Origin of the sequence: Methanoculleus sediminis (genome assembly GCF_001017125.1) — an archaeon.
Taxonomy (GTDB): domain Archaea; phylum Halobacteriota; class Methanomicrobia; order Methanomicrobiales; family Methanoculleaceae; genus Methanoculleus; species Methanoculleus sediminis.
In genome coordinates, this window is the sequence record NZ_JXOJ01000003.1 from 145,121 (window position 1) to 159,925 (window position 14,805).

The 14,805-nt window shown below is 63.7% G+C and carries 20 protein-coding genes; 3 read left to right on the forward strand and 17 right to left on the reverse strand.

Annotated features, from left to right (window positions below; translation table 11 throughout):
• Positions 1–304: 304 nt before the first annotated feature.
• The 9 genes from SZ63_RS08270 to thiD all read right to left on the reverse strand — a co-directional run bounded on the left by SZ63_RS08270 (position 305) and on the right by thiD (position 5,123).
• Positions 305–445 (reverse strand): HepT-like ribonuclease domain-containing protein, encoded by a 141-nt coding sequence (locus SZ63_RS08270; RefSeq protein ID WP_338151818.1) that lies wholly within the window; start codon positions 443–445, stop codon positions 305–307.
• A gap of 56 nt (positions 446–501) precedes the next feature.
• The gene (locus SZ63_RS08275) at positions 502–1,362 is read right to left on the reverse strand and encodes a PDDEXK nuclease domain-containing protein (RefSeq protein ID WP_241481290.1); all 861 of its coding nucleotides are present in this window, start codon (positions 1,360–1,362) and stop codon (positions 502–504) included.
• Positions 1,338–1,655: a DUF1016 N-terminal domain-containing protein gene (locus tag SZ63_RS13190; RefSeq protein ID WP_241481291.1), complete on the reverse strand. Its 318-nt coding sequence runs from the start codon at positions 1,653–1,655 to the stop codon at positions 1,338–1,340. The genes SZ63_RS08275 and SZ63_RS13190 overlap by 25 nt, the downstream gene beginning before the upstream one ends.
• Positions 1,656–2,007: 352 nt before the next feature.
• Positions 2,008–2,202 carry a nucleotidyltransferase family protein gene (locus tag SZ63_RS08280; RefSeq protein ID WP_241481292.1) on the reverse strand — a complete coding sequence of 65 codons (195 nt, stop codon included), beginning with the start codon at positions 2,200–2,202 and terminating at the stop codon, positions 2,008–2,010.
• Positions 2,203–2,283: 81 nt separating this feature from the next.
• The gene (locus SZ63_RS12460) at positions 2,284–2,811 is read right to left on the reverse strand and encodes a zinc ribbon domain-containing protein (RefSeq protein WP_052959114.1); all 528 of its coding nucleotides are present in this window, start codon (positions 2,809–2,811) and stop codon (positions 2,284–2,286) included.
• A 140-nt stretch (positions 2,812–2,951) separates the two neighbouring features.
• Complete coding sequence (locus tag SZ63_RS08290) at positions 2,952–3,404, reverse strand: hypothetical protein (RefSeq protein WP_048184117.1); 453 nt, start codon at positions 3,402–3,404, stop codon at positions 2,952–2,954.
• Between the two features lie 2 nt (positions 3,405–3,406).
• On the reverse strand, positions 3,407–3,694 hold the full coding sequence (locus tag SZ63_RS08295; protein WP_048184120.1) for a hypothetical protein: 288 nt from the start codon (positions 3,692–3,694) through the stop codon (positions 3,407–3,409).
• Positions 3,691–4,122, reverse strand: a complete 432-nt coding sequence (locus SZ63_RS08300; protein WP_048114171.1) for an Lrp/AsnC family transcriptional regulator — start codon at positions 4,120–4,122, stop codon at positions 3,691–3,693. Before SZ63_RS08300 ends, SZ63_RS08295 begins: the two co-directional genes overlap by 4 nt.
• A gap of 200 nt (positions 4,123–4,322) precedes the next feature.
• Positions 4,323–5,123 (reverse strand): bifunctional hydroxymethylpyrimidine kinase/phosphomethylpyrimidine kinase, encoded by an 801-nt coding sequence (thiD, locus tag SZ63_RS08305; protein ID WP_241481293.1) that lies wholly within the window; start codon positions 5,121–5,123, stop codon positions 4,323–4,325.
• A gap of 86 nt (positions 5,124–5,209) precedes the next feature.
• Between thiD and SZ63_RS08310 the strand changes: the two genes are divergently transcribed.
• The 3 genes from SZ63_RS08310 (at position 5,210) to SZ63_RS08320 (ending at position 7,432) form a co-directional block, all read left to right on the forward strand.
• On the forward strand, positions 5,210–6,538 hold the full coding sequence (locus SZ63_RS08310) for an AIR synthase-related protein (protein WP_048184124.1): 1,329 nt from the start codon (positions 5,210–5,212) through the stop codon (positions 6,536–6,538).
• Positions 6,539–6,788: 250 nt separating this feature from the next.
• Positions 6,789–7,082 (forward strand): nucleotidyltransferase family protein, encoded by a 294-nt coding sequence (locus SZ63_RS08315; RefSeq protein ID WP_011844070.1) that lies wholly within the window; start codon positions 6,789–6,791, stop codon positions 7,080–7,082.
• A complete protein-coding gene (locus tag SZ63_RS08320; RefSeq protein WP_048184127.1) occupies positions 7,079–7,432 on the forward strand; it encodes a HepT-like ribonuclease domain-containing protein in 354 nt (117 codons plus the stop codon). Before SZ63_RS08315 ends, SZ63_RS08320 begins: the two co-directional genes overlap by 4 nt.
• Before the next feature lie 64 nt (positions 7,433–7,496).
• On the opposite strand, the gene SZ63_RS08325 is transcribed toward SZ63_RS08320, so the two are convergent.
• The 8 genes from SZ63_RS08325 to SZ63_RS08360 all read right to left on the reverse strand — a co-directional run bounded on the left by SZ63_RS08325 (position 7,497) and on the right by SZ63_RS08360 (position 14,802).
• Positions 7,497–8,744 (reverse strand): serpin family protein, encoded by a 1,248-nt coding sequence (locus SZ63_RS08325; protein WP_048184129.1) that lies wholly within the window; start codon positions 8,742–8,744, stop codon positions 7,497–7,499.
• 138 nt (positions 8,745–8,882) lie between these two features.
• On the reverse strand, positions 8,883–9,437 hold the full coding sequence (locus tag SZ63_RS08330; protein ID WP_048184131.1) for an ArsR/SmtB family transcription factor: 555 nt from the start codon (positions 9,435–9,437) through the stop codon (positions 8,883–8,885).
• A gap of 128 nt (positions 9,438–9,565) precedes the next feature.
• Positions 9,566–10,282, reverse strand: a complete 717-nt coding sequence (locus tag SZ63_RS08335) for a class I SAM-dependent methyltransferase (RefSeq protein WP_048184132.1) — start codon at positions 10,280–10,282, stop codon at positions 9,566–9,568.
• Positions 10,257–11,267, reverse strand: a complete 1,011-nt coding sequence (locus SZ63_RS08340) for an AAA family ATPase (RefSeq protein WP_048184134.1) — start codon at positions 11,265–11,267, stop codon at positions 10,257–10,259. Before SZ63_RS08340 ends, SZ63_RS08335 begins: the two co-directional genes overlap by 26 nt.
• Positions 11,254–11,985, reverse strand: coding sequence for a 4-phosphopantoate--beta-alanine ligase (locus tag SZ63_RS08345; protein WP_048184136.1), 732 nt, complete (start codon positions 11,983–11,985; stop codon positions 11,254–11,256). The genes SZ63_RS08340 and SZ63_RS08345 overlap by 14 nt, the downstream gene beginning before the upstream one ends.
• On the reverse strand, positions 11,982–12,824 hold the full coding sequence (locus SZ63_RS08350; RefSeq protein ID WP_048184138.1) for a pantoate kinase: 843 nt from the start codon (positions 12,822–12,824) through the stop codon (positions 11,982–11,984). The genes SZ63_RS08345 and SZ63_RS08350 overlap by 4 nt, the downstream gene beginning before the upstream one ends.
• The gene (gene coaBC / locus SZ63_RS08355) at positions 12,806–13,936 is read right to left on the reverse strand and encodes a bifunctional phosphopantothenoylcysteine decarboxylase/phosphopantothenate--cysteine ligase CoaBC (RefSeq protein WP_048184140.1); all 1,131 of its coding nucleotides are present in this window, start codon (positions 13,934–13,936) and stop codon (positions 12,806–12,808) included. Before coaBC ends, SZ63_RS08350 begins: the two co-directional genes overlap by 19 nt.
• Positions 13,933–14,802, reverse strand: coding sequence for a class I SAM-dependent methyltransferase (locus tag SZ63_RS08360; RefSeq protein WP_048184142.1), 870 nt, complete (start codon positions 14,800–14,802; stop codon positions 13,933–13,935). The genes coaBC and SZ63_RS08360 overlap by 4 nt, the downstream gene beginning before the upstream one ends.
• Between the last annotated feature and the right edge of the window lie 3 nt (positions 14,803–14,805).

Below are 14,805 nucleotides of genomic sequence, written 5' to 3' on the forward strand. Positions count from 1 at the left end.
CATCAGGAACAGAGTTCGAGCACCGCAAGGTGCGAAGTGCGATGTTCCATCAGGAACAGAGCTCGAGCACCGCAAGGTGCGAAGTCCGGTCTCCGAGTGCTGCCAACTCCTCGTTTCCGTATTGTACGAGGCCGCATTGCTCAGTCTCGGGTGCCGAAACGAGTGAAGTACTGTCTCCCGGGGACGTGGGCATCGCAGTCCCCAGGGGCGGCAGGTGTGGCGGAGGGCCGGAGCGGCGGGGTCGTCCGCGTTCTTAACGGTAGATGCTGCTCCGGTGTCCTGCCTCGACCACAATCCGGAGCCGCTACTCCTTAGTCAAGGACAGGAGTCGTCTCTTCAGCGCCGGCAGGTCATCTTCGACCACGTTCCAGACCGCGTCCCGGTCGATTCCAAAATAGTGGTGGATAAGGATGTTCCTCATCGCGATGATTGGAGATGAGTGGATCGCCCCGGACGCACAAAGCGATCCCGAACTTTATCCGATATCCTCTTATTTCCGTCTCAAAGTCCGGAACGTATTTGTTCTTCAATAAAAGCCTGCATTTCATCTTTTCCCGGCAATTTTAGCAGATACCTGGAGACGAAGAGATTGTTGTCCATGCCTGCCAGAGCGTATTCCACCAGCGCCTGATTTTTATGGGTGCAGAGCAGGATGCCCACCGGCGGGTTATCTCCTTCAGTCATCACGTTCTCTCTATACCAGCTCACATAGGTGTTAAGTTGGCCAATGTTTTCGTGACTGAAACCATCCAGTTTCATCTCCACCAGTACATGGCATTTGAGAATACGGTGGTAAAAAACCAGGTCCACAAAAAAATGCTCGCCGCCAATGAGTATGCGTTTCTGCCGGGCTTCGAAACAGAATCCGTGGCCTAACTCGAGAAGAAATGCTTCCAACCTCTTGAGGAGTTGACTTTCCAGATGTGATTCGCTCATTACTTCTTCAGGCTTGAGTCCCAGGAATTCGAAGATGTAGGGATCACGGATAGCCAGATTAGGCTTGGCCTGCTCTGCATTCTGCTGTGCCAGCTCTGAAAGTTTCTTTTTATCGGTCGAGAGCCCGGAGCGTTCATAATATAGACTGTTGATCTGACGTTTCAACTCGCGCACCGACCAATTACCGCGAATGCACTCGACTTCATAAAAAGCGCGCCTGGTTTCGTCCTCCAGATTGATGAGCTCCGCGAGATGGGTAAAGGAGAGTCTGGAGATCAATATCTTCCCTGCAATGCGGGATTGTGGAGTCGCTGACTCCACAATCAGAGATCTGCTATCCTGGAAGTCAATCCCCGATCCAGCGAAAAGTCTCTGCCGAACCGATGCATTCAGGAACTGCGTCAATTGTGGAGGCAGTGCCCCCACAATCTGTGGATAGGTGAGATAGAACCGCCGATATCGGTACAACTCCCGCGGTCGCAACGTGATATCCCCTGAGCCGTCAGGATTTCTGCAAGCCTGTCCATCAGCCTGTCTCCATAATCCGCACGATCAATGCCGGAACGCTCGTATTCCTCAATGTAGCAACCAATGAGCCAGTTTCTGAGCGTCAGGCTGATATTGACCGCACGACTGGCCTGAGTAACCAGTTCATCATGAAAGTGGTGGATAGACCCTACCAGTCCATCAAAATTGAACAGCTGTTCTTCTGCACTCATCTGTGGTGCCTCATAATCTTAGATCATCCCCTGCAGATGTTCGTTGAATCGCATGACGGAGAAGAGTCGCTCTTACGAATCCTCCCATCCCCTCATCTGCTCATATCTGTGTAGGATTACATAATTCATTTGATTAGCCAGCCCGGAGAACCGGATAAGATATTGGCAGGATCTCCTCGATCCGGTCGCGGTCGCTCAGGATATGGGTGGTGTCAGTGGTGACGAAGCATGTGAATGAGACAAAGCCGGGTATCCTTCACAGCGGCACGGCCTCCCGGCAGATGCGGTCCCTGATGTACCAGTGCAGTCCTCCCTCGGTCACCACGTCGACCTCGCGGCCGAGCAGGTCTTTTTAGTCCTGAGCGAGAGCGATCTGGTCGAGGAGACTCCTTCCCGGCTCGAACTCGACGAGGAGGTCGAGGTCGCTCTCCGGGGTTTCCTCGTCCCGGGCCACCGACCCGAAGACCCTGACCCTGCGGGCGCCGTGTCCGGCTGCGACTCTAAGGATCTCCTCCCGCCGCTCAAGCAGATCGGCACGCAGACTCAAGCCATCCCTCTCCTGTATCGATCTTATGGACCGGGGGATATAAGAGTTCTCCTGGAACCCGGTTGGACGGGAGGACCGCCCCTACTCCCGCCACCTCGGCAGCGTCGAGAGGTACCGGGCGACCATCTCCCCCGCCTTCTCGACGGGCATCCCGAGGTTCGCGGCCATCATCGGCGCGTACCGCTCGACCGCCTGCTCCCGCGTCAGATCGGGCTCCGTGAACCCCCCGTCCCGGTAGCAGTAGGTGCAGTACCGCGTGCTCCGCGACCCGTCCGCCTCCGTCCCGGCGTCCTCGTCCCGGGCAAGGGGCATCCCGCAGCTCTCGCAGAGGGGAATCTCCCTCCCCGCCCACCGCTTCAGACACGAGAGTTGCTCCTTCGCGAACCCCTCCGCCCTTTCGGGGGGGATCGCATACATCTGCGACATCATCCCCCCGCCGATCTTCGCCATCTCGTCGATGGTGATCCCGGGGTTCGTAAAGGCCCCGTCCCGGTAGCAGTAGGTGCAGTAGTCCTTCGAGGGTGCGCCGTCCGCTTCCGTCCCGAACTGCTCCTTCGCGCTCATCGGCATCCCGCAGCTCTGGCACGCACGTATTCCGTCCGTCTTCATACAATCTCCCTTTAGCGATGAAATGCTGTAAATAAGCAAACCGACCGCTCAGAATATAACTATTTGCAAAAAAACCTCGTTAAAAGATGCGGCCGAGCCCGTGCCGCTGCCGGCGGCCCGGCCGAAGAACGAGCCGCCGCCTACTCGTCGCGGTGCGGGAACCGGATCGTCATCCTGCCGCCTGCGCCGCGTTCGAGCACCGCGTCGCGCTGGAGCGCCCGGGCGTAGCCGGCGAGGTAGGGTTCGGCCACCCGGACGTCCGCGAAGGCTTCCCGGACCGCCGTCGCCGCGCCGTCGACGGCGATAGCCACGTCCCCGTCGCCGGCTTCCGTGGACTCGCAGGGGATCCCCCACGTCAGGAGGAGCCCCTCCATCAGGGTCGGGGGATCGAGCCGTTCCTCAGCGTGGGTGACAAGCTCCGTTCCGTTTTCTTCGCCGAGCCGCCTGGCGATGGCGGCGATCCGCTCCGTGAGCCCGGCCGGAGCGTCCGCGAGGAGCTTCTGCACGAGCGATCCGGTGACGTCGTGCCGTTGCAGCGACCGTGCCACCTTGATCAGCTGCCAGTCCCGGGCAAACGAAGTACCGGTACGCATAGTTACCCTCTCATGATACCGTACGCCATCACGCAGAGGCCGAGGACCACCACGATGTGGGAGAAGATCGCCGACCAGGCGATGATGAATTCATCGGGCGTGAAGACGCTCACAAGATCGGCGAACGTGATCCCCACGACCAGCGTAAACAGCCCGTAGATGAAGAGGAGCAGGGTAGGCTGCTTCACAATCCGGTAGGCGTTGAAGATGATGCCGATGAGGAGCACTCCGAGAAGGAGCGTCACGATCGCAAGCATCTGCTGTATGGTTTCTATCTGCAATCCGTTCATGTCTGTTCCTTGACCTTCCTCACCGAGATGATCGTCTGGATATCCCTCACTCCCGGAAGACCGGAGAGGGGGACGAGCACGCTCCGTTTCAACTCGGATATGTTCTGCACCCGGACCTTGATGAAGAAGTCCCCGGGTTCGAGCACCTCGTAGAGTTCAAGGATGCTCGGGAGACCCTGCATGAACTCTTCGACCTCCGATTTCCCGTCGGGGTGAACCCTGACGTTCAGAAAAGCGACCAGAGTATGCTCGAAACACTTCTGGTTGATGACGATCGTGAACCGCTCGAGGATGCCGGCGTTCTTCAGTTTCTCGATCCGTTTAAAGACCGTCGACGGTGCGATACCCAGCATTGAGCCGAGTTCTGCCATAGACATTCGCCCGTCTCTCTGCAGTTCCCGAAGGATCGCATCGTCGATCTCGTCCATTCAATACAGTAGTTACAAGTTTTTATTTATAAAAATTCCGCATTTGTATTTATAATATGAGTGTATTATTTTTCGTTTCTGTCGGATAATGAGGGGGGTAAGGGGGTTTTGCCGGAGTTCCGCCCGGTGATGAAACGCAAGTTTTCAAGAGAATTCTGGAATGAATGATCAAAATGGTGCAGGTCTTGGGAAATATTGTTTCACGACCTGTGAAAGATTGTTCCTCCCGGGTTGACTGCCCTGACCGGCCCGGGCCCTCCCGCTGCTTCCCGGATGGCCGTGTCGATGAACTTCCTTGCCGCGCGGAACCCCTCCTCCACAGGCATCCCCCGGGCAAGGCATGCCGCGAGCGCCGCCGAGAAGCAGCATCCCGACCCGTGCACCGGGTAGGGATAGCGCTCCCCGGAGAGCCGCATCTCCCCCTCCCGGTCGACCAGGAGGTCGGTCGCCGCGCCGCCCGCGAGGTGCCCGCCCTTCACCACCACGGCACGGGCGCCGAGATCGAGGATCCGCCGGCCGGCGTCGGCCATATCCTCGACGGTCCGAACCCGCATGCCGGCGAGCACCTCCGCCTCCGGGATATTCGGGGTGACGACCGCCGCCCGCGGGATGAGCAGTCCCACGAGATCGGCAACCGCGTCCTCCGCAAGAAGCCGGTGGCCCGACGTCGAGACCATCACCGGGTCGATGACGAGCGCGGCTCCTTCCGGCAGGGCCTCCGCGACCGTGCGGATGATCGGGGCGTTCCCGAGCATCCCGGTCTTCCAGGCCCCGATGAAGAAGTCGTCGGCGACCGCTTCCATCTGCGCCCGGACCGCGTCGGGGGGGAGCATCCAGGTCCCCCGCACCTCGCGGGTGTTCTGGGCCGTCACCGCCGTAACGACCGTCAGCCCAAAGACCCCGAGCGCCGTAAACGTCTTCAGGTCCGCCTGGATGCCCGCTCCCCCTCCCGAGTCGGAACCGGCGACGGAGCAGGCGGCGATCATCTCTCCACCCGTCATCCATCAGGTGTCGTCCGGGATCCGCTTGAATCTTTGCCTCTTGTTCGCCATTTCCTTTATCTCGTTCTGCACCGACCACTCTTACAATGGATGTAGAAGAGATCAGCCGCCGGCACCTCGCCGCCGGCACCCCTGACGACGAGATCGTGCGCCTTCTCTCCCGGGATATCCTCTCGATCAAGCATCACCGCGTAACCCCCGCCTATGCCGAAGCATTCGCCCGGGCGGTCCTTGCCGAAGCGAAGAACTCGACCGGGCTCTCCGGCGACCTCTTTACGTTCGAACCCTCCGGTTCGACCATGGGCGAGTTCGGCGTCGGCTCGCGGGGCTCCGGCGACTTCTTCGCCCACCGGCAGCTCGCCCGGATCATCGGCCGGACGGAGGCCGCGGTCGGCGTCGACGAGATGGACGACGCCGGCGCCGTCCGTGCCGGAGGGGACTACATCATCACCACCGTCGACGGGATGCACTCCCGCCTCTCCGACTTCCCCTTCCTCGCCGGGTTCCACGTCACCCGGGCGACGCTCCGTGACGTCTACGTCATGGGCGCAAAACCCGTCGCGCTCCTCTCCGATATCCACGTCGCCGACGACGGCGACGTCGCCAAAATATTCGACTACACGGCAGGCGTCTCCGCCGTCGGCGAGGCGATGGGCGTCCCGCTCGTCACCGGCTCCACCCTCCGCATCGGCGGGGACATGGTGCTCGGGACCCGGATGACCGGCTGCGTCGGCGCCGTCGGCGTCGCCCGGCACCTCACCGCCCGAAAACAGATCGCCCCCGGCGACGTCCTCCTCATGACCGAAGGGGCCGGCGGCGGGACGATCGCCACCGCCGCTATCTACTCCGGGTTCCCCGACGTCGTCGAGGAGACGATCAACCTCCACTTCCTCAAAGCCTGCGAGGCGCTGCTTGCGAGCGACGTTCTTAACGGCATCCACGCCATGACCGACGTCACGAACGGCGGCCTCCGGGGCGACGCCTACGAGATGGCCGAGACCGCCGGCTGCCGGATCGTCGTCGTCGAGGACGAACTCCGCACCCTCGTCCGGCCCAAGGTCCTCGAGATGCTCGACGCCCTCGAGATCGACTACCTCGGCGTATCGCTCGACGCCCTCCTGGTCGTCGCGCCGCCCGGGGCTGCGCCGGAGATCCGGCGGGTCGTCGAGTCCGCCGGCGTCGCGATGAAAGAGGTCGGCTACGTCGAGGAAGGAGCGCCCGAGTCCGTCCTCTCGGTAGGCGGCGAGATCCGGGACTTCACCCCCCGGTTCCGGGAGTCGGCATACACCCCGGTCAAGAAGGTCGTTGACGAAGACAAACGGGACTTCGAGGAGATGAAGGCCGGGGTCGAGCGGGCGGCGGAGGCGGCGCTTGAAAAGAAGCTCCGGATCCTCTCCCGGCTCCGGTCCTCGTGAGGAGAATGGTGTATTCTCTAACACAGCATCTTTGCGACTCTTGTCAGCGGCTTTTGCCCCACCCCGCCCATGCTCTGGTTTCCTGCAGGGGCATGCCGGTCGGTTGAGAGGGTGTTTGCCCGACGCTATCGGGGAGGGCATGACGGCCGTTCCCATAGTGAGGGCTTGCCCTGCCTGAGGTTTTTTTGACGATGCGGTCATCGGGGGCAAATTTATATCTCCAGCTCCCGATAGAAGATATTGAACAGCAATGCCCGTCACACAGGATCTGATCCGGGAGAAGCGGTCCAGGATTCTCGCAATAGCCAGGCGGCACGGTGCCAGGAATCTGCGGGTCTTCGGGTCGGTCGCCCGGGACGAGGCGGGCCCGGAGAGCGATCTCGACCTTCTGGTGGAGTTGGAGCAGGGCAGGAGCCTCCTCGACCATATCGCGCTCATCCAGGACCTGGAGGAGGCCCTTGGGTGCCGGGTGGACGTGGTGACGGAAACGGCGCTCAAGGAGCGGTACAAAAAGCGGATCCTCAAAGAGGCAGTACCGTTATGAGGGACGGGATCGACCGGCTCCTCGACATCCTGGAAGCAATCGAGGGGATTGAGCGGTATACGGTCCGGGGCAGAGATGCTTTTTTGCAAGATGAACTGGTGCAGGTCTGGATGGTGCATCACCTCCAGATCATCGGGGAAGCAGCCTCACGTCTCCCCTCGAACCTGCGAAACACTTCTCCCGGGGTTCCCTGGAAACAGGTAATCGGTCTTCGAAATATCCTGGTTCACGCATACTTCCGCGTGGACCCTGAGGAGGTCTGGGCGGTCGTGGACCACGATATCCCCGCAATCAGGGCGGAAGTCGTGGCGCTCCTCTCTTTGCTCGGCGGCACAGGAGACGCCGGGTAGAACGCCGCCCCTCCTCCGATATCCGTTGACAACGGAGGGGAACAGCCCCTTCCCGTCCCCCCCTTCACGTGCCTTCGGGGTTGACGACCCTCCCCATGAAGAGGATCGTGCCTGAATCCTTCTCAGTGATGAAGAAGACAAACGGGTGGTCCGCACGGAAGACGGGTGCCACACCTCCCCCCACCATAACGCCGGTCGCCGCCGCGGCCTCGGTGCCCTCCTCGTTCACGTCGATGAACGCCTTGTGGAAGATCCCGGTGATAGAGAGGTCGTTCGTGCCGTCTATCCCCGAGAGGTCGGCATCGTCGGTAAACGCCGTGGGCATCCCCATCGCCGCAAGAGTCGAGGGGAGGCTGTAGCCTGTCTCCAGCGTGAACTTCGGGAAGACGACCCTGACGTTCTGCGAGACCAGGGACTCCCGCAGGCCTGCAAGTCTCTCCGCGTCCAGGGCCTCCTCCGCAGCCGTCAGGTTGTCTTGTTTGGGGAGAAGGACGAGCATCGCGAGTTCGGTTTCGTTCCCGTGCGCGTACGGCATCTCGAGCACCTGAAGAGTATCGGTCTCCACGTACGGGTAGACGGCGTTCCCGTGCATCATCGGGACAGTCACCGTCGCGTTCGGTGCAACCCGGAACTCCTCATCCGTTGTCTCGTTCACGTTGAACTGTCCGGTCCAGGCGCCTTTGAAGTAGATCGCGTTCGTGATCACGAGCCGGGTGAGGTCGTCGATCGAGCCGGGCGGCAGGAGGTCGCGGATTTTATCCTCCGTCTGCTCTTCCACCCACCGGTTGATCGTCTCCCGCGACCCCTCGGAATCGTTGATGAAGTCGAGGTTCGTGACGTTTGCCCCGTACCAGCGGGTAGCCGTGTCGATGTACGCCGGGAGGAACGAATAGGTCTCCTCCGCCCAGAGGGCGTTTGCGGTGCGGAGGGTGTAGTTGCCGCTCCCCCGGTTCAGGGCGGCATTGAGGTCGGCAAATCCCTCCCGCCGGAGGGTCTCGTTTGTTGGGAGGTGCAGCACCGATTCGATCTCGTCGGCGGTCGCGCCGCGAGCGCCCTCGCAGGTGATCGCGAGGGCCGACGAGATGCTGTAGGGCGAGAAGAAGAGGTTATCTCCCGCATGCGCCGGGTCGTTAGCAAGCTGCTGGTAGAGGTCGAACGCGAACCGGTTGTTCCCGGCCGCCACGCTATCGTCGGCTACGGATTCACCGGAGACTGAAGTCGTGCTCAGAGGTACGGTCCCACAGACAGCCAGTCCCGCAACAATGAGCGCCAGAACCAGGATGCCTATTCCGGGGAGTATCATTCCTTTCATCGTTCTCTCCCATGGATGACATCGGGGCGACCGGAGATCCGCGAACCGGGTAACTTCCGGGCATCCACATGGAGTCTTTCTGCAGGAAGACGATAATATCGGCGAAAGCGTTCGATCCCGGTCGAACGGGTTCAAAAACTATATCAGTCGCGTGGCTTCCCCACCCGCAGGATTGGGAGACTGCGTCGCCGCACGCCTCTTCCGCCACCGGGCGCAGGCATACGTCACGAGGACTCCCCCGATAACCACAAGCGCGATCCCGGCAACGAGCAGCTCCACGGGAGGTCCCTCCGGGACCGGGACTCCCCCTCCCGCGAGCGGGGGCACCGGCACTTCCCGGATCGGCGCGGTCAGGAAGGCCGCGAGGGCACAGACCCCTCCGGCGAGGCTTGCCAGCCCCGCAGCCAGGAGGATCCAGATCCGGGCGCCGCCGTGCGGCTGCAGGAGGGCCTGCCCCTCCGGCGTGAGCGCGTAGTACACCCAGGCGTGCCCGTCGTCCCCGGCGGCAACGAAACCGGCGTCGGCAAGCCTCTGCAGGTGGTGATGGACCGTGGATTTTGCCAGGTTGAGGTTATCCGCGAGTTCCGTGATCGTCATCCTGCGTGTGGTTAAAGTCTTTAAAATATCAAGCCGGGTTTCGGATGCGAGAACCTCGAACGTATCCTTCGTCAGGACGATATCGACCGGCTCCATAGGGGAGTAGTTCGGAAAGACGGGATATAACTATTCCGTTATCCCCACATCGCAAAAAAGAAGCCTCCTCATGCGGCCGGGTCGAGTGAGAGCAGGGGACGGCCCGTGCGTCCCCTCACAGACGTGACCTAATCCTCCGGCTTCTTCCCCGCCGCACAGACGTTGTACGCCAGGTACGGCAGGTTCTCCTCGACGAACGGCTCCACCTTCCTCGCGAGGTTGAAGACCGGGTCGGCGAGATTTAAGTGCGCAAACGAGCACCGGCCGACCGATACGTCCGTAAATCCCGCCTCGCGGAAGAGCCCCGTGATCTCGGCGTTGGTGTAGTAATGTTCGCCGAAGTACCCGACGCCCACCTTCTTGAGACCGACCTTCTCCCCCATCTGGTAGACGAGCGGCACGATGCTCGTGAAGACCGTCCTTGATAAGGTGCAGACGGCGATCCGGCCGCCGGGCTTCAAGACCCGGTAGCACTCCCGGAGCATCCCCTCCGCGTCGGGGACGTAGCTGAAGGCGAGCAGGCTTGCAAGGGCGTCGAAGGTGGCGTCCTTGAACGGGAGGACGTCGGCCGTACCGACGCAGAACCCGCTCTCCGGGCACCGCTGCCTGCCGTGCCGGACCATCCCCGGGCTGATGTCGAGCCCGAAGGCCCGGCCCCCTTCCGTGACGTAACGCTGCACGAAGAGCCCGGTTCCGCACCCGACGTCGAGAAGGAACCCGCCCTTCGGGAGTTCGCTCATCACGTGTTCGGAGATGTGCCCGTGGTAATACTTCCCGCGGCTGCCGTCGTAGCGCTCGTCGTAGATATCTGCGACCTCGTCATAATGCTGCTGTACTTTCTTCACTGAACACCTCCCGGGCGATCCGGGCAAGCAGTGCATTGATCTGCACAAAATCATTTGCGTTGTGGGAGAGCCGGAGATCCGCGTCGGCGAGCGCGACGGCAAGGGCAGGATGGTTGTACTCGCGCCTGGCCACCTGCCGGAGTTCGCCGACGACCTCCCGCGCCGAGAGCCCGTACTCGATCATCAGCGACTCGGCGATCCGGCGGGCGGCATCGAAGTTGCCGTCCCGGAGGGCGACGAACGCCGACGCGGCGACGTTCGCGGTCTCGGAGCGCGAGACCTCCGCGAGGTCGAAGTCCTTCTCCGCTCTCGCGGCGATCTGCAGGTACATGATCGCGCGCCGCAGATCCCCCTGCGCGGCGTGGACGATCAGGTCGAGATCGTCGTCCGGGACCGCGGCGCCCTCCGCGGCGAGGATCTCCTCGAGCCGGGCCCGGACGAGCTCGCTCGCGATCGGGGCGAAGAAGAGCGGCAGGCAGCGCGACGCGATGGCGGGAATGATCGCCGAGGGGCGGACGGTGACGAAGATGAACCGGCAGGTGGCGCTGTATCGCTCCATCGTCCGGCGCAGGGCCTGCTGCGCCTCGAACGTCAGGCCGTGCGCGTCCTCAAAGACCATCAGCTTGAAGTCGGCGTCGAGCGGGCGCATCGAGGCGTACCACTTCACGATCTGCTTGAAGTTGACGATCAGGCTCCGGTCTTTGCGGTAGATCATGCTGAACCGCTCGTCCGTCTCGAGCGCGCTCCTCCCCCTTCCGAGAAGGTCGGTCGCGCTGAAGACGGTCGCGTTCGCCTTCCAGTTCTCGCCGTAGAGCCGTTTTGCCAGGCACTCGACGGCCGCGGTCTTCCCGGTGCCGTGCGGGCCGGAGATGAGCATGTGGGGCACGCTGCCGGAGTCCGCAAACGCCGTCAGATGACCAACGACCTCGTCCTGTCCGATGATATCGTCGCACCCTTTCGGGCGGTAGACCTCACTCCAGAGCATGGGCCAGTCTCTCTCTCATCTCATCTATTGCCGCCCGGAGAAGATAGGTATTGTCCAGTGAGGCGACCAGTCGTTCAGCCTCGCCGGCTTCAAGGGTGGAGCACGCCGCGGTGATCGCGGGGATGGCGCGCGTCACCTCGTCGACGATCGTCAGCGTCGCCGTGCGGGCGGTCCGGGAGAGCGGGTTCAAGTCGACGGTGATGACCGTCTTGCCCATCTCCCGGAGCGCGGCGCAGCGGTCCCCGTCCTCGAGCGGCACCAGCACCACGTCGGCGTCCCCGATGCCCTGCGGGAGGCAGAGCGCCCGGTCGTGGGAGAGCGGGACGATCCGCTCCGGCGTGCCCGTGAGGACACGGACGCCGTGCTCCGTAAGGAGCCGGGTGATCCGCTCGATTCGCTCTTCCGTCCGGTGGAAGAGGTTCACCTCGGCGTCGGCGCCGCTCGCCCGCTGGAGCGCCGCGATCTCCGCCGCCGCGAGCGCCGCCGTGTTGCCGTTCACCGATATCACCGCGTGACGGGCGGCAAGAAGCATCGCCGCGGCCGTCCGCTCGGCGAGGGCGGCGCTTTCGGTCGTCCTCTCGCCGATCAGGTAGTCGAACGCCTCCCCGCGCCCGTGGGCGGCGAGCCCCTCCGGTGCGACGATCCCCTCGCGGGCGCACCGGGCCAGCCGTTCGCGGGCGACGAGGGAGCGGTAGCGTGGATGGTCTTTCGGGATCATGGTTTCGCCTCGATCAGGTATGCGCCGCGGCGGGCGACGCGGAGGGTATAGGCCTCCCCGAACAAAGAGAGCACCTGCTCCGCCCCATCGCCGCAGGCAAAGACGCCGTTCCCGAGCATCGTCATGCTGGCGGGAACCCCTGCGGCGTCGCAGGCCTCGAGCACCCGGTGCACCTCCGGCACGATGAGCCCGCTCTTCTCGGCGAACACCCGCGAAAGCCGGCAGAAGTCGGCGAGGTCGCGGGGGCAGCGGTCCGGGTAGGCGTCGGCTATCCGCGCCATCGTCGCCGGCGACGAGAGGACCGAGGCGGTCGGGAGCGGGCCGAGGCTCACGGCGTAGAACGGCTCTTCCGGATAAATCCGGGTGATATCCGCGTGGATTCCCGGCCCCTTCCGGCAGACGACCCCGCCGGACATGCTCGCGGCGACGTCCCCGAGTCCGGTGCGGTGGAGAACCTCGGCCTCGTGCGCCCGTGCGGCCACCTCGTCCGGGGAGAGGCCGAGATCGAAGAGATGGTTCACGGCCGTGAGCGTCGCAAGAAGCGCCGCCGCCGAGAGGCCGAACCCGGCGCCGATGGGGAGCCGGCACTCCGTCGTGACGCGGGCCGTGACCCCCAGCCGGTCGAGGGCGTACTCGACCGGCGGCGACCCGGCGCTCGCGTGACCCTGCCGGACCACCCGGACGCCTGTTTCGCGGGCGGGTTCAACCGTCGAGCGCACCCCTTCGCTGATGACCACGCCGGCCCCGACGCTCCCGGTATCTTCCGGCCCGATTCCTTCGACGCGCCGGAAGTAGCCGGAGATGTGTCCGGGAGAGAAGGCTACAGCAGTTCGGACCATATCGCCCTGGCGACCTCCTCTTTGCTCCCGGAGACGTCGCGCGTCCCGCCGGCGGTCATGATCCGGAACGATCCTTCGGCCGCGCCCATCGCCGGCGGGGCGTTCACGACGACAACGCTCGCGCCCCCTTCAAGCATCGCTCTCGCCCGCTCCTCCTCGTCCCAGCCCAGTTTGAACGCCACCGTCACGGGGCGGCAGGCCGCCACAACCTCATCGATGACCTTCGGGAGGGGGTCGAGCCGGACGGTCAGCGGCGAACCGCTCGGGATCTTCCCCTCCCGGCGTTCGGGGGCAAAGTCCGATATCGCGGCCGCGCTGACGTAGATGTCGACTCCGACGTCCCGGCAGACCGAAAGAACCGCTTCACGCATCTCCCCGGCGTTCGTGGCGCGGATGTTTCGCACGCAGGGGATCGACCCCGCGTGCACCACCGTCACCTCGGCCCCGAGCCGGAAGGCCTCGAGCGCAAGTTCTCTCCCCATCCGCCCGGTCGACCGGGTGGTGAGAACCCGCACGTCGTCGAGGGGCTCCGCGCACGCCCCGCTCGTGATGAGGACGCGTCTCCCCGCGAGCGGCCGGCCCGAGACCGCACGCTCGGCGTGGAGGATGATCGTATCGGTGTCGGCGATCTTCGCCTTCCCCTCCTCGATCCGGGGATCGACGACGTCGATCCCCCAGGAGCGGAGCCGTCCGAGGTTCTCCGCGACCCCGGGGTGGCGGTACATGCTCTCGTGCATCGCCGGGACGACCACCACCGGCATCCCCCGCCCGAGCGCCGTCGTGGCGAAGGTCGTGGCCGGTGTATCGTCGATCCCGCAGGCGATCTTGCCGATGGTATTCGCCGTAGCGGGGGCAACCAGCAGGAGGTCGGCCTCCCCGCCCTCCCCGCAGTAGAGGACATGCTCCACCATGCCGGTAATCCGGGTGATCACCGGCCGCCCCGTCGCGTAGGTCAGGGCATCGGGGTGGACGATCCCGGCTGCCGCCTCCGTCATCACCGCCTGCACCGTCGCGCCCCGGCGGCGCAGGGCGTGGGCGAGTTTCACCGTCTCGACGGCCGCAATGCTCCCCGTCACGGCAAGCACCACCGTCTTTCCCGAAAGCGTCTTCACGATATCGTCACATCCTGCACCATATGCCACGCGTGCGGGCCGTATTTCTTCACCCGTCGGGAGGTCACCGTCGCCGAGAACCCGGCCTCTCCCACCCGTTCCCGGATCGTCTCGCTCATGTCCCCGATGCTGTGGACGTGGAGCACGCTCCCCTCCCGGACGTGGGCGAGGGCGTCGGCGAGCATCGAAAGCGCGTCGAAATGCCCCATCAGGACCCGGTCGTAGACCCCGGAGAGGAGGTCCCGGCAGTCGCCGAGTTCTCCCGTGGCCCGGTCTGCAACGTGGTTTGCCATAATGTTACGTTGCAGGTATTCAAAGGCTATTGGGTTGATCTCCATCGCGTGAACCCGTGCGCCGCTCATGGCCGCCGGTATGGTGAAGTAGCCGATCCCGGCGAACATATCGGCGATCCGCTCGCCGGGCCGGACGAGAGCGGCTATCCTCGCCTTCTCGTTGCGGTTTCCCTGCGCGAACATCACCCTCGTCGGGTCGAGGAAGAAGGTGTAGCCCTGCTCGCGGTGCCGCACCTCGCCGGCGGTGCCGTAGAGGATCTCTACCTCCGGGATGCGCATTGCGTCGATAAACCCCTTCACCCGGACGACGCCCCGGGGACGGCAGTGCTCCACGATCGCGGCGAGTTCCTCCTCTGTCAGTGCCTCACCGTGGAGAATCGCGACATCGCCGACCAGGTGGTAGCCGCGGCCGCGGTAGGTCTCCCGCTCGGGAAGGTTCGTATCGGCAGAATAGCCCTCCCTGACCGGAACCCAGGCGATGCCGCCCTCGACGTACGGCCGGCGGGAGGTGTCCACCCACTCCGCGTCCGCGATATCGGCGAGGGCGGCCGCCGGCACCTTCCGTGCACGCATGCC

Coding starts and splice junctions, on each gene's coding strand:
- SZ63_RS13190 (WP_241481291.1), bottom strand. CDS start 1,655: ATGAGTGCAGAAGAACAGCTGTTCAATTTTGATGGACTGGTAGGGTCT.
- SZ63_RS12460 (WP_052959114.1), bottom strand. CDS start 2,811: ATGAAGACGGACGGAATACGTGCGTGCCAGAGCTGCGGGATGCCGATG.
- SZ63_RS08290 (WP_048184117.1), bottom strand. CDS start 3,404: ATGCGTACCGGTACTTCGTTTGCCCGGGACTGGCAGCTGATCAAGGTG.
- SZ63_RS08295 (WP_048184120.1), bottom strand. CDS start 3,694: ATGAACGGATTGCAGATAGAAACCATACAGCAGATGCTTGCGATCGTG.
- SZ63_RS08300 (WP_048114171.1), bottom strand. CDS start 4,122: ATGGACGAGATCGACGATGCGATCCTTCGGGAACTGCAGAGAGACGGG.
- thiD (WP_241481293.1), bottom strand. CDS start 5,123: ATGACGGGTGGAGAGATGATCGCCGCCTGCTCCGTCGCCGGTTCCGAC.
- SZ63_RS08310 (WP_048184124.1), top strand. CDS start 5,210: ATGGATGTAGAAGAGATCAGCCGCCGGCACCTCGCCGCCGGCACCCCT.
- SZ63_RS08315 (WP_011844070.1), top strand. CDS start 6,789: ATGCCCGTCACACAGGATCTGATCCGGGAGAAGCGGTCCAGGATTCTC.
- SZ63_RS08320 (WP_048184127.1), top strand. CDS start 7,079: ATGAGGGACGGGATCGACCGGCTCCTCGACATCCTGGAAGCAATCGAG.
- SZ63_RS08325 (WP_048184129.1), bottom strand. CDS start 8,744: ATGAAAGGAATGATACTCCCCGGAATAGGCATCCTGGTTCTGGCGCTC.
- SZ63_RS08330 (WP_048184131.1), bottom strand. CDS start 9,437: ATGGAGCCGGTCGATATCGTCCTGACGAAGGATACGTTCGAGGTTCTC.
- SZ63_RS08340 (WP_048184134.1), bottom strand. CDS start 11,267: ATGCTCTGGAGTGAGGTCTACCGCCCGAAAGGGTGCGACGATATCATC.
- SZ63_RS08345 (WP_048184136.1), bottom strand. CDS start 11,985: ATGATCCCGAAAGACCATCCACGCTACCGCTCCCTCGTCGCCCGCGAA.
- SZ63_RS08350 (WP_048184138.1), bottom strand. CDS start 12,824: ATGGTCCGAACTGCTGTAGCCTTCTCTCCCGGACACATCTCCGGCTAC.
- SZ63_RS08360 (WP_048184142.1), bottom strand. CDS start 14,802: ATGCGTGCACGGAAGGTGCCGGCGGCCGCCCTCGCCGATATCGCGGAC.